This window comes from Microlunatus sagamiharensis (assembly GCF_900105785.1).
Taxonomy (GTDB): Bacteria; Actinomycetota; Actinomycetes; order Propionibacteriales; family Propionibacteriaceae; genus Microlunatus; species Microlunatus sagamiharensis.
Genome location: NZ_LT629799.1, coordinates 1,866,410 through 1,878,993 on the forward strand (window position 1 = coordinate 1,866,410; position 12,584 = coordinate 1,878,993).

At 74.0% G+C, this 12,584-nt stretch carries 11 protein-coding genes; 7 read left to right on the plus strand and 4 right to left on the minus strand.

The genetic code is table 11. The annotated features are described in order from the left end of the window. Positions 1-49: 49 nt before the first annotated feature. Both BLU42_RS08525 and BLU42_RS08530 read right to left on the minus strand, forming a co-directional pair. Positions 50-403 (minus strand): DUF3099 domain-containing protein, encoded by a 354-nt coding sequence (locus BLU42_RS08525; protein WP_091074076.1) that lies wholly within the window; start codon positions 401-403, stop codon positions 50-52. A 132-nt stretch (positions 404-535) separates the two neighbouring features. Beyond that, positions 536-1,237 carry an MFS transporter gene (locus tag BLU42_RS08530; protein ID WP_091074077.1) on the minus strand — a complete coding sequence of 234 codons (702 nt, stop codon included), beginning with the start codon at positions 1,235-1,237 and terminating at the stop codon, positions 536-538. Between the two features lie 200 nt (positions 1,238-1,437). Between BLU42_RS08530 and BLU42_RS08535 the strand changes: the two genes are divergently transcribed. Next, a complete protein-coding gene (locus BLU42_RS08535) occupies positions 1,438-2,793 on the plus strand; it encodes an HNH endonuclease signature motif containing protein (protein ID WP_172825771.1) in 1,356 nt (451 codons plus the stop codon). Between the two features lie 22 nt (positions 2,794-2,815). Here the strand turns inward: BLU42_RS08535 and BLU42_RS08540 are convergent, their stop codons facing one another. Next, positions 2,816-3,484 (minus strand): GntR family transcriptional regulator, encoded by a 669-nt coding sequence (locus BLU42_RS08540; protein WP_172825772.1) that lies wholly within the window; start codon positions 3,482-3,484, stop codon positions 2,816-2,818. Between the two features lie 69 nt (positions 3,485-3,553). Then, positions 3,554-4,642, minus strand: a complete 1,089-nt coding sequence (locus BLU42_RS08545) for an asparaginase domain-containing protein (RefSeq protein ID WP_231918509.1) — start codon at positions 4,640-4,642, stop codon at positions 3,554-3,556. Between the two features lie 263 nt (positions 4,643-4,905). Here BLU42_RS08545 and BLU42_RS08550 point away from each other — a divergent pair, with 263 nt between their 5' ends. From BLU42_RS08550 to BLU42_RS08575, 6 genes are read left to right on the plus strand one after another with little or no spacing between them, the layout of a single operon-like run. Continuing rightward, positions 4,906-6,174, plus strand: coding sequence for an MFS transporter (locus tag BLU42_RS08550; protein ID WP_091074080.1), 1,269 nt, complete (start codon positions 4,906-4,908; stop codon positions 6,172-6,174). 45 nt (positions 6,175-6,219) lie between these two features. Then, positions 6,220-6,837, plus strand: a complete 618-nt coding sequence (locus BLU42_RS08555; protein ID WP_091074081.1) for a cysteine hydrolase family protein — start codon at positions 6,220-6,222, stop codon at positions 6,835-6,837. After that, on the plus strand, positions 6,834-7,886 hold the full coding sequence (locus BLU42_RS08560) for an amidohydrolase family protein (RefSeq protein ID WP_091074082.1): 1,053 nt from the start codon (positions 6,834-6,836) through the stop codon (positions 7,884-7,886). Before BLU42_RS08555 ends, BLU42_RS08560 begins: the two co-directional genes overlap by 4 nt. Next, entirely contained in the window at positions 7,883-9,382 is a 1,500-nt protein-coding gene (locus BLU42_RS08565; RefSeq protein WP_091074083.1) for an aldehyde dehydrogenase family protein, read from the plus strand. Before BLU42_RS08560 ends, BLU42_RS08565 begins: the two co-directional genes overlap by 4 nt. Positions 9,383-9,442: 60 nt before the next feature. Continuing rightward, positions 9,443-10,792, plus strand: a complete 1,350-nt coding sequence (locus tag BLU42_RS08570; protein ID WP_091074084.1) for a dihydroorotase — start codon at positions 9,443-9,445, stop codon at positions 10,790-10,792. A 43-nt stretch (positions 10,793-10,835) separates the two neighbouring features. Beyond that, positions 10,836-12,572 (plus strand): CocE/NonD family hydrolase, encoded by a 1,737-nt coding sequence (locus tag BLU42_RS08575; protein ID WP_091074085.1) that lies wholly within the window; start codon positions 10,836-10,838, stop codon positions 12,570-12,572. The last annotated feature ends 12 nt before the right edge of the window (positions 12,573-12,584 follow it).

The window sequence follows — 12,584 nt, forward strand, 5'->3', positions numbered from 1 at the left end:
GACGCTGCGAGGGCTCGGTCGGGCGGGGCGGGGAGGTCCCCCGCCGCGGTCAGCGGACGGTGCCGGAGACCGTCTCGGAGTCGTCGATGACAACGCCCTCGACGTACTCGGGCTCGGGGCCCGTCGTCAGCTGCGGCGCGTCGTCGTCGGCCGGGCGGGCCGGCTTGCGCAGGCCCTTCTCGTCGGCCTGGTTGGCCAGCAGGACGCCCATGTAGGGCAGGAAGACGGCGCCGGCGAACAGCGCCCACTGGAGCCACCCGTGGGCGACGGTGACGGCGAGCAGGAAGCAGGCCGTCCGGAAGGCCATGGTGATGGCGTAGCGGCGGATCCGCTGGCTCGTGTCGACGCTGGCGCCGGCACGGGCGGTGGTGATGCTGGACAGGGGGGCGGCGGTGGTGGCCACGGCTGATCGACCTCTTCGCTTCGTCGGGAACTCGCTCGGGCGATGGCCGGCGCGGGCACCCGGGGAGGTCGACCGGCCGGGTGGCCAGCGTCCTCGATGGTGTCCGCCCTGGTCAGGGCATCTTTGACAACGTCATGATTCACCTGTGTAGTCCGGTGCGGACGCCCGCGGGACCGTCTTTCGCAGCGTTGTGACCAAGAGCACGAGGGCCACGACCTGCGTCGCGCCCACCACGACGACCAGGGCGGGCAGCGAACGTTCGTAGAGAGCGCCGGCCAGCGCTCCCCCGGCGACGGCTGCGCCGCCCTGCACCGCGGCGAACACGCCGTACGCGGTGGCGCGCCGCCCGCGCGGCACCAGGTCGGCGACGAGCGCCTTGACCGTCGAGTCCTGCAGCCCGTTCGCCGCGCCCCAGAGCAGGACCCCGACGACCGCGACGAGCGCCGAGCCGGTGAAGGCCAGCGGCGGGACCAGCGCGACGAGCAGCGGCAGCACGAGCAGCACCCGGCCGCCGACCCGGTCGTACGCCCACCCCGTCGCCAGGGCGGCCAGGGCCTCGGCGCCCATGGCCGCGGCGTAGACGAGCGGGACGGTCGCCACCGACACCACGCGGTCCTGGGTCAGGTGCACAAGGCCCTGGACCAGTCGGGCGCCGTCGCCGGCCCGCTGCTGGTGGCCGGGGTTGCCGCCCTCGCCGGTGCGCTCTGGCCCGCGTTCGCCGTGCTGGTCGTGCCCGGGGCGCTCGCGATCGTGGTGCTCCTGGTCCTGCGCCGCCGGATCGACCCGCCCGCCGCGCGCGCCCGGCCCGTCCCGGAACCGGCCGAGGTCGCCCACGACGCGCCCCGGCTCCCGCGGGCGTTCTGGCTGTTCGCGGCCTCGGCGGGCGCCGCGACGGCGGGGCTGGTGACCTTCGGGGTCATCTCGTTCGAGTGGCCGGTGCCGGAGCGCCGGTCCATATGTCGATCCCGGCGCGACCCACCCTCATTCGCCTTTTTGTTCGATTTCTGTCAGTGGCCTTCCGTAGTGTCCTGCACATGGACGACGGGGCCGGGCTGGTGGAGGCGACGCCGGTCGAGCTCGCCCTCGACGACTGCGAGACCGCCTTCGCGCACCTGCTGAAGCTCGTCGGTGACGGCGGCCTGGTCGATCACGACGACCTGGGCCTGGTCGCGGTGCTGCAGCGGGTCGAGCGGCTGCGCAACCGGCACGCCCTGCTCGACCACGCGCTGGTCGCCGAGGGCGAGGCCCGCCGGCTGCCCGAGACGTTGACCCAGCGGAGCATGGCCGGGGTCCTGACCTGGGCGCTGCACCTGTCGCGCGGCGAGGCCGCCCGGCGCGTGCGGGCTGCCGAGCAGCTCGGGTCACGACGCTCGATGACCGGCGAGGTGCTTGCGCCGCTGCGCCCCGCCCTGGCCGCAGCGCAGGAGTCGGGCGAGGCGAGCCCGGAGCAGGTCGACGTGTGCCTGCGCGCCCTCGCGACCGTCGATCATCGTGGCTTCGACCCGGTCGAGGTCAGCGCGGCGGAGGAGCTGATGGCCGGGTTCGTGGTCGCGTTCGCCCCGAAGCCGCTCGCCGACCTGACCCGGCAGGTGGTCGAGCGGGTCGACCCGGACGGGACCCTGCCGGCCGACGAGGTCGACGCCGAACGACGCCACCTCACCCTGCGGACCGCACGGGACGGGATGTGCGTGGGCGAGTTCCGGCTGACCCCGACCCTCGGGGCGAAGCTGAAGGCGGTCCTCTCACCCTTGGCGGCACCGAGGAACAGCGTGGTGGGTGAGGTCGAGGGCCGGTCGGTGACCGAGGTCGACCCGCGTCACCACGGTCAGCGGATACACGACGCGTTGGAGGAGGTCTGCGACCGGCTGCTGCGCTCGGGGACGCTGCCCGACTCCGGTGGCACCCCGGCGACGGTGATCGTGACGATCAGCGCCGAGGACCTCCGTCGGCGCCGCGGGGCGGGGACGACGAGCGACGGCACCCGCCTCGGGGCTGCGGCGGTGGCCGAGCTGGTGGACTCCGCGGTCTGCTTCCCGACGGTGGTGGACGCGCGGGGTGTGGTGCTGTCGATGGGCCGTTCGAGCCGCCTGGCGACACCGGGCCAGACGATGGCGCTCGTCGCGCGAGACGGCGGGTGCAGCTTCCCAGGGTGCGAGCACCCGCCCGAGTGGTGCGAACGCCACCACGTCGTCGCCTGGGTCGACAAGGGCCGTACCGATCTGGACAACCTGACCCTGCTGTGCCGCTACCACCACCGCCAGTTCCTGGCCCGGGGCTGGACGTGCCGGATGATCGACCGGCTCCCGACCTGGACCCCACCACGATGGGTCGACCCGCAGCAGAGACCGCTGCGCAACACCCGCATCACCACACGCCACCTCGTCTGCTGACGAGATGACGGAGGCCCAGGTGTCAGAGCAGGCCGCGCTCGTGCGCCTCCTCGATCGTCACGAGCGTCGTCCGCATGTGCTGGACCGCCAGCCTGGTCGCGGCCTCGGTGTCGCCGCGGCGGTAGGCCTCGAGGATCTGCGTGTGCTCGCGGTCGGACTCGGCGCGGCGCTCCGGGCTCGCGCGCAACGACAGCCCGACGTAGACCGACGCGCTGTCGCGCAGGCCGGACAGGATGGTGGCCAGCCGGCTCGTCCGGCCCTCCTCGGCGAAGCAGGCGTGGAAGCGCCGGTTGAGGTCGGACCAGACGTTGATGTCCTTGGTCCGCTCCATCTTGCGGATCAGGCGCGCCGCCTCGTCGAGCCGGTCGGCGTCCACCTGCCCGATCATCCGGCTCACCATCAGCGGCTCGAGGGCCATCCGGATCTGGTAGATCTCCTGGACCTCGCCGAGATCGAAGCTGCGTACGCGCGAGCCACGGTGCGGGTCGAAGACGACCAGCCCCTCGCCCGCGAGGTCGCGCAGCGCCTCCCGCACGGGCGTGATGCTCACGTCGAACTGCTGGGCCAGCTCGGCCTGGATCAGGCGCGAGCCGGAGGGCAGCTCTCCGTCGAGGATCGCCTGGCGCATCCGCTGCAGGACGTAGCCGTGGGCGGTCAGGTTGGGTCGTTCGGTGCCGTTCGGGTGCCCCACCGGCATCCTCGCCCTCCTGACCCACGCTGCTCCGTCGGCTGCGCTGCCCTGGCCGCCGTGGTCCACAGGCTAGCCACGCACGACGGCGCTGACCTGCACCCGCCCACCGCGGCGCCGGAACTCCTCGGCCACCTCGGCCGTCGTCGCCCCCGCTCCGGCGAGGCAGGCGAGCAGCGTCCGCGCCTTGCGTGGGTCGAGCCACCCGGCGAGGACGGCCCCCCGCCGGAGCAGGTCGGCCTCCGAGCCCACGAACCCGTACGTCGACGTGTACGTCGGACCCGACCCCGTCCGGCTGGCGACGACGACGGGACGACGCGCGGCGACGTCCTCGACGACGGAGGCCAGTCCCGCCGAGACGTGCCCCACCCCGAACCCGCCGACGACGACGCCGTCCCAGCCGGCGCCGTCGACCAGGCGCAGGAGCTCCCCCTCGTCGCCGAGGTAGGTCTCGAGCACGGGTACGCGTCCGAGCGCCCCGGGCAGCCCGGCCGCCAGCGGGGCGTCGCGAGAGGGGGGCCCGGTGAAGAAGGTGCTGCCCTCCTCGACGTGGCCGAGCGGCCCCGAGGACGGCGACCGGAACACGTCAGGCCCGCTCGAGCGCGTCTTGCGGACCCTCACCGCCGCGTGGACCGCGTCGGCCATCACGACCAGCACGCCGCGGGCGCGCGAGGTGGCGCCGGCTGCGGTCAGCACGGCGGCCGACAGGTTCGCAGGACCGTCGGCCCCCGGGGCCTGGGCCGCGCGCATGGCCCCGGTGACCACCAGCGGCTCGTCGCGGTCCCAGTAGAGGTCGAGGAGGTAGGCGGTCTCCTCGATGGTGTCCGTGCCCTGCACGACGACGGCCCCGGCGGCACCGGCGTCGACCGCGTCCCGGGCCCAGCGCAGGACCCCGGCCAGGTCGTCGACGCCGAGCGAGGCACCCGGCACGGTGGCGAGGGTGGTCGCCTCCACCTCGACCTGCGCCAGGGCAGGCACCGAGCGGAGTAGGTCGGCGGCGCCCAGCGACGGGACGACGCCCTGCCCGTCGTCGCGTGACGACGTCATGGTGATCGTCCCGCCGAGCGAGGCCACGGCCACACGGACGGCGCTCACCACCGGCCCTCCGACCCGGTGCTCGTCGAGCACCTCGGCCCGTCCGTCGGCGACGGCGTCCAGCACAGCCTCATGTCCAGCCTCTCGTCGTCGCGGCGCACGGTCGGGGTCCGCGGGTGGTTCGGGCGCAGGGGTCCAGCAGGGGTCGAGCAGGGTCCCGGGAGCTCGGTGACGAGCGGTGGTGCCGGCAGCCGGCCCGGGGCCTCGGCTCCGGAACGCGGCTGTCACACGCCCGTCACGACGACCTGCCTACGCTCCCAGTCGTTGACACATCGCAGGATGCATCCTATAACATCCAGGAACCGCGATGGTCCTGACGGAGGAGCCCCATGAGCAGCACCGACGCCACCACGACACCTGCCCCGGAGCGGGCGGGCCTCGCCCGCCTCCCGGTCGGGGTCGCCCTGATCACGTTCGCCGTGCTGGGCCTCTCCTACATCGTCAATGCGGCCGACCGGCAGGTCTTCCCCGTGCTGCTGCCGGCGATCCGCAACGAGTACGGCTTCTCGCTCGGCGAGGGCGGGCTGCTCTCGACGATCTTCACCCTCGGCATCGGCCTCGCCGGCGTCCCGGGCGCCTACCTGCTGAACCGCTTCTCCCGGCGCTTCGTCATCGTCCTGGGGATCGCGATCTTCTCGGTCTTCACCGCACTGACGGCCGTGTCGGTGGGCCTCGTCGACATGTTCGCTTACCGCGCCCTGTCCGGCGTCGGGGAGGCGATCCAGAACGCGGCGCTCTTCGCGGCGGTCGGCGCGTACTTCTTCAAGCGCCGCGCACTCGCGATCGGCTCGCTGAACTTCTGCTACGGCGTCGGCGCCTTCCTCGGCCCGCGCCTCGGCGCGCAGTTCGGCTCGGGCATGGGCTGGCGGGCGCCGTTCTTCATCTACGCCATCGCCGGCGCCGTCATCGCACTCGTCGTCGTCCTCGTGGTCAGCAAGCGCTTCACCGAGCAGCTCGAGTCGCTGGGCGGTTCGCGGGCCGGGAACGCCGACCACGTGCCGGCCAAGGTCTACAACCGCAACGTCATCGTGCTCATGGTGGTCGCCGCGACGGCCGGCGTCTCCCTGTACGGCTACCTCGGTCTCTACCCGACCTTCCTGCAGAGCCAGCTCGGCTTCACCGTCGTCCAGGCGGGCAGCGCGGCCGGCATGTTCGGGCTCGGCGCGCTGATGGGCATCCCGGCCGGCCTGCTCGGCGACCGCTTCAACCAGCGCTGGATCCTGCTCGCCTCGCTGGTCGCCGCCAGCATCGTCGGCTTCCTGCTCTTCCACGGCCCGACGACGCCCGGCTGGCAGTCGCTGCTGTCCTTCCTGACCGGCGCCACCGGCAGCGGCCTGCTCTTCACCAACACGTACTCGGCGATGCAGCGGGCGGTCCGCCCCGACAAGGTCGGTCAGGTCTCCGGTGCCTTCGTCACCTCCTGGTACCTGCCCTCGGCCCTGGCCGGCTACCTCTTCGCCCTCCTGCAGGGCTCGCTCGGCTGGGGCGGCGCGAGCCTCGTCCAGCTCTCGCTCGTGCCCGTCATCGGCATCGTCGCGCTGCTCTTCCTCGACACCAGCCGCATGACGACGGCCAAGGTCGGCGCCGGGCACCACTGACCCGGCCGCCACCCGCACCAGCCCCGCCCCCACCGGAAGCAGGACATGCCCCTCCCCTCGTTCGACCCGCGCCGTACGGCGGTCGTCACCATCGACATGCACCGCGGCCACCTCGACCCCGAGGTCGCGACCATGCCGCTGCCCGCGGAGGCCGCCGCCCGGGTGACCGCGGCGAACGCCGTGCTCGTCCGAGCCGCCCGAGCCCGGCAGGTCCCGGTCGTCCACGTCGTCACCGGTTACCACGCGGTGTCCGAGATCGCCTCGAACCCGTGGTGGGCTGCCGTCGCCGGGACCGACGCCACCCGGGCGAACGTCCTGAACCACCAGCTTCCCGGCAGCCCGGGGCTGCAGGTCATGCCCGACCTGCTCGACGCCTCCGACGTCGTCGTCATCGGCAAGAAGCGCTACGACTGCTTCGCCGCCACCGACCTCGACCACGTGCTGCGCTCGCGCAGCGTGCAGACGCTCCTGCTGACCGGGGTCAACACCAACAGCTGCGTGCTGGCGACGACGGTCGCGGCGAACACCCGCGACTACGCGGCCGTCGTCGTCGAGGAGTGCGTCGACACCATGGACCGCTCCCTGCACGACGCCGCCCTCCGGGTCATCGGCACCGCGTTCGGCTGGGTCGCGGGCCTCGACGAGACGGTCGCCGCCCTGTGAGCGCCGTGCCCCACCCGCAGCCGCGGGTCGTCGACGCCCACAGCCACGTCATCCCGCCGACGCTGGTCGAGGCGATGCGGACGGGCTCGGCCCCGGACGGCATCACGCTCGCCGAGGTCGACGGCCGGCCCTGGGTCGTGCACCGCCAGGGCTACCGCTATCCCCTGCTGCCCGGGTTCCACGACGTCGGCGCCAAGCTGGCGACGATGGACGCCGACGGCGTCACGCTCAGCGTGCTCTCGCCGGCACCGCCGCTGTTCCTCTACTGGGTGGAGGCCGCGGAGGCGGTCGCCGCGGCCCAGCAGGTCAACGACGCCGTCGCGGCGATGGTCGCCGAGGCCCCCGACCGCTTCGCGGGCCTGGCCACCCTGCCGATGCAGGACCCGCAGGCCGCCGCGGACGAGCTCCGCCGCGCGGTGCTCGAGCTGGGCCTGCGCGGCGCCCAGGTCGGTCCCCACGTCGAGGGGGTCGGCCTCGACGACCCCTCGCTCCGGCCCGTCCTGCAGACGGCGCAGGAGCTCGGGGTGCCGCTCGTCCTGCACCCCTACTACGTCGGCGCCGCCACCGGCGAGCTCGCCGACTTCTACCTGACCAACCTCCAGGGCAACCCCTGGCAGACCGCGGTCGCGGCGTCGCGGCTCATCCTGTCGGGCACGCTCGACGAGCTGCCGGGCCTGCGGCTGCTCCTCGTCCACGGCGGCGGCCACCTGCCCTACCAGGTGGGCCGCCTCGACCACGGGCACCGCGTGCGCCCGGAGGCGGCGCGACCGCAGCAGCCGCCGAGCGCGTACCTGCGGCGCTTCTGGTTCGACACCCTGACCCACGACGCCGACGCGACCCGCTTCCTCGTCGACAAGGTCGGCGACGACCGGGTGGTGCTCGGCACCGACGACCCGTTCGACATGGCCGGCGGCACCTTCGCCGAGCAGACCGCCGCTGTGCCCGCGGACGCGTACGACCTGGCTCGGCTGGCCGCCGGCAACGCCGACACCCTGTTCGGCCTGCAGGCCCCGACCGGGTCGCCCGACGAGAGCGAGGACCACGCATGAGCACGCCCGACCTGCTGCTGCGCATCGACGGCGTCGAGCGGCCCGGCGCCGACGGCGAGACCTTCGCGGTCACCGACCCCTTCAGCGGCGAGGAGGTCGCCCGGGTCGCCGTCGCCACCCCGGCCGACGTCGACGACGCGGTCACGGCGGCTCGACGCGCCTTCGACGACCGGCGCTGGCGCGGCGTCCCGGCCCGCGAGCGCGCCCGCGTCCTCAACCGGGCCGCGGGCCTCCTGGCGGACCGGATCGACGAGCTCGCCGCGCTGGAGACCCGTCAGATCGGCCGGCCGCTGCGCGAGATGCGCGCGCAGCTGCGCCGGCTGCCCGAGTGGCTGGAGTACTTCGGCGCCGTCGCGCAGACCGCCGAGGGCACGGTCCCCGACTTCGGCGCCGACCACCTCAACGTGGTCCGCCGGGTCCCCCTGGGCGTCGCCGGGCTCATCACGCCCTGGAACCACCCGCTGCTCATCACCATGAAGAAGCTCTCGGTCGCGCTCGCGGCCGGCAACTCGGTGGTCCTCAAGCCGAGCGAGCTCGGGCCGGTCGTGCCCGCGCTGCTGGTCGGGCTGCTCGAGGACGCCGGCCTGCCCGCCGGCGTCGCGAACGTCGTGCACGGCTTCGGCGCGGTCACCGGACGGGCGCTGTCGGAGCACCCGGGCCTGGCGAAGGTCGACGTGACCGGCGGCACCGAGACGGGCCGGGCGATCGCCGCGCACGCCGGGCGCTCGCTCATCCCGGTCACCGCCGAGCTCGGCGGCAAGGCCCCGGTCGTCGTCTTCGACGACGTCGACCTGGACGCGGCCGTCGGCGGCGCCCTCTTCGCCTCCTTCGTCGCGACCGGGCAGACCTGCGTGCAGGGTGCCCGGGTGCTGGTCGCCGCGTCGGCGTACGAGCGCTTCGTCGAGGCGTTCGTCGCCCGAGCGGGCGCGCTGCGCCTCGGCGACCCGAAGGACTCGGCCACGCAGATCGGCCCGCTGGTCTCCGAGGCGCAGCGGGCCAAGGCCGTCGAGGCCGTCGAGCGGGCCGTCGAGCAGGGGGCCACCGTGCTCACCGGCGGCGCGACCCCCGACGACCCCGCCCTGCAGCGCGGCTGGTTCTACCCGCCGACCGTGGTCGGCGACATCAGCTCGTCGATGGACCTCTGGCGCGAGGAGGTCTTCGGCCCGGTCGCCGTCGTCCGTCCGTTCGTCGACGAGGACGACGCCGTCCGGCTGGCCAACGACGCGCAGTTCGGCCTCGCCGCATCGGTGTGGACGAACGACCTCGGGCGGGCCCTGCGCGTCACCGAGCGCCTCGACGTCGGCATCGTGTGGGTCAACGACCACCACCGCATCGACCCGGCGTCGCCGTGGGGAGGGTTCAAGGACAGCGGGATCGGCTCGGAGAACGGGCTCGAGGCCTACCGCGGCTACACCAAGGCGCAGAGCGTGATCATGAACTCCCGACCGCCCGGCACCGACTGGTTCGCCACGTCGGAGGACCTGCGCTACTCCTGACCGTCCGACCCGCGCGACGACCACCACGCCCGACCGCACTCCCAGAGCAAGGAGCACCCCATGCCCGACGTCGACCTCCTCGTGGCCGGCGGCACCGTCGTCAGCCCCACCGGGCGCCGACCGGCGAACGTCGCCGTGCGCGACGGCCGGGTCGTCGCGGTGGGCCAGGAGCGCCCCTCGGCGAGCGAGGTCGTGGACGCGTCCGGGCTGCTCGTCCTCCCCGGTGGCGTCGACACCCACGTGCACCTCATGGACCCCGGTGCCCCCGACCGGGAGGACTTCCCCTCCGGCAGCGCGGCCGCCGCGGCGTCCGGCGTGACGACGGTCCTCGAGCACACGCACGGCCGTCCCGTCCGCACGCCCACCGACCTCCGCGTCAAGGTCGGGCACCTCCAGGGCCGCTCGCACGTCGACTTCGGCCTGGCCGCGCACGCGTGGCCGGGCGACACCGACGCCGTCGCCGGGCTGTGGGCCGCCGGCGTGGCCTTCTTCAAGGTCTTCACCTGCACCACCCACGGCGTGCCCGGCCACGACGCCCACGCGCTGCGCGCCCACCTGCGCGCGAGCGCGCTCGTCGACGCGGTCAGCCTGCTGCACTGCGAGGACGAGGCGCTGACCGAGGGCGCGGAGTCCGTGCTCCGCGCCGAGGGCCGCGACGACCCGGGGCTGCTGACCGAGTGGCGCAGCCTCGACGCCGAGCTCGTGGCCGTCGCCGTCGCCTCGCTGCTCGTGCGCCGCACGGGTGCGCGTGCGACCGCGGCCCACGTGAGCAACGCCGAGTCCGCCGGCTACATCGCCGCCGAGCGGGCGCGCGGGGCCCGGCTGGCCGCCGAGGGCTGCCCGCAGTACTTCCTGCTCCGCGAGGAGGAGGTGCTGGGCCACGGCGCGCTGCGCAAGTTCACGCCGCCGGCGCGCTCGCGCACCGACGAGGACGAGGCCGAGCTGTGGCGCCTGCTGCGCGACGGCACCCTCACCCACATGTCCAGCGACCACGCGCCCTCGACGCTGGAGCAGAAGGCCGACGGCGACATCTGGTCGGTGCACTTCGGCCTGCCGGGCCTGGACAGCACGATGGCCGTCCTGCTCGACGCCGCCGCCCGCGGCCACCTGGCGTACGAGGACGTGGCCCGCGTCTACAGCGAGGCGCCCGCCCGGCAGTACGGGCTGTGGCCGCGCAAGGGCCGCCTGGCGCCCGGCTCCGACGCCGACCTCGTGCTCGTCGACCCGCACGCCCGTCGCACGCTGCGCAACGCCGACGTGCTGTCCAAGGCGCGCTGGACGCCCTTCGACGGGCGCGAGGTGACCGGGCGGGTGCTGCGGACCTACGTCCGCGGCGCCCTGGTCGCCGCCGACGGCGCCCCCGTCGGGGAGCGCCGCGGCACCTTCCTGCCCGGCGCCGGCGCGCGCTGAGCACGCCCCCGAGCACCCGAGAACGCCTGAGAGAAGGAGAGCCATGTACGAGCCGAGGTCCGAGGTCCGCGACGGGATGCGGGTCGACTGGGACGTGACGATCCCGGCCGACGACGGCACGCCGCTGGCCGCCGACGTCTACCGCCCCGACGACGACGAGCCGCACCCGGTGCTCCTCGCCATGTGCCCCTACCCCAAGGGGGTGGCGTTCCAGGAGGCGTACGCCAACCAGTGGCAGGCGCTGGCGAACGAGCACCCCGAGGCCGTGGAGGGCTCCACGAACGCCTACCAGTCGTGGGAGTACCCCGACCCCGAGCAGTGGGTCCCCCACGGCTACGTCCTCGTGCGCGTCGACAGCCGCGGCACCGGCGGCACGCCCGGCGAGATCGACTTCTTCTCCCCGCGCGAGACGAAGGACCTCTACGACGCCATCGAGTGGGCCGGCGTGCAGCCGTGGAGCAACGGCAAGGTCGGCCTCAGCGGCATCTCCTACCTGGCGACGAACCAGTGGCAGGCCGCCGCGCTGAACCCGCCGCACCTCGCGGCGATCGCGCCCTGGGAGGGCGCCGCGGACTACTACCGCGAGTACACGCACTCCGGCGGGATGATCTCGGAGTTCATGCCGAACTGGATGAAGGCGCAGGTCATCCCCTTCCAGCACGGCAACCCCGACGGGCTGGTCAACCGCAACACCGGCCGCCGCGTGACCGGCGACACCGAGGTCCCCGCCGACGAGCGCGAGCGCCTGCGCATCGACCCCGGCGCGACCTTCCTCGCCCACCCGACGGCCGACGCCTTCTACGCCGAGCGCACCGCCGTGCTCGAGGACATCACCGTGCCGCTGCTGTCCTCGGGCAACTGGGGCGGCGTCGCGCTGCACCTGCGCGGCAACACCGAGGGCTTCGTGCGCGCGTCGTCGGAGCAGAAGTGGCTCGAGGTGCACGGCTACGAGCACTGGACGGAGTTCTACACCCTCTACGGCCGCGAGCTGCAGCGCCGCTTCTTCGACCACTTCCTCAAGGGCGAGGACAACGGCTTCGAGGACCAGCCGCGCGTCCAGCTGCAGGTCCGCCACCCCGACCACTTCGAGCTGCGCCACGAGGACGAGTGGCCGCTCGCCCGGACGGCGTGGACGCCCTACTACCTCGACCTCGCCGGCTCCGGCCTCGGCACGGACGCGCCCGCGCAGGCGGCCTCGGCCGCCTACGACCCCCGCGAGTCGCGGCTGCAGCTGCGCACGGCCCCGTTCGCGGAGGCGACCGAGATCACCGGCCCGGTCGCGCTCAAGCTGTTCGTCAGCTCGGAGACGACCGAGGCCGACCTCTTCGTGACGCTGAGCCTCTTCCGCCCCGACGGCACCGAGGTGCTGTGGTCCTCGGCGATGGAGCCCAAGGCGCCGCTCACGCAGGGCTGGCTGCGGACGACGCTGCGGCGGACGGACCCCGGGCGGAGCCTGCCCCACCGCCCCTGGCACACCTACGACACGCCCGAGCCGCTGACGCCGGGCGAGGTGCACGAGGTCGACGTCGAGGTCTGGCCGACCTGCATCGTGATCCCGGAGGGCTACGTCCTCGGGCTCACCGTCGAGGGCACCGACTACGACCACGGGCTGCCGCCCAAGCTCCACTACGGGCGGCCGCAGACCGGCAGCGGGCCGTACTGGCACGAGTACCCGGGCGACCGCGATCGGCCCGAGCTCGACGGCACGGTGACGCTGCACTCCGAGCCGGGTCGCGAGCCGTACCTGCTGCTGCCGGTGGTGCCGCCGAAGCAGGGCTGAGCGCCGGGGGTC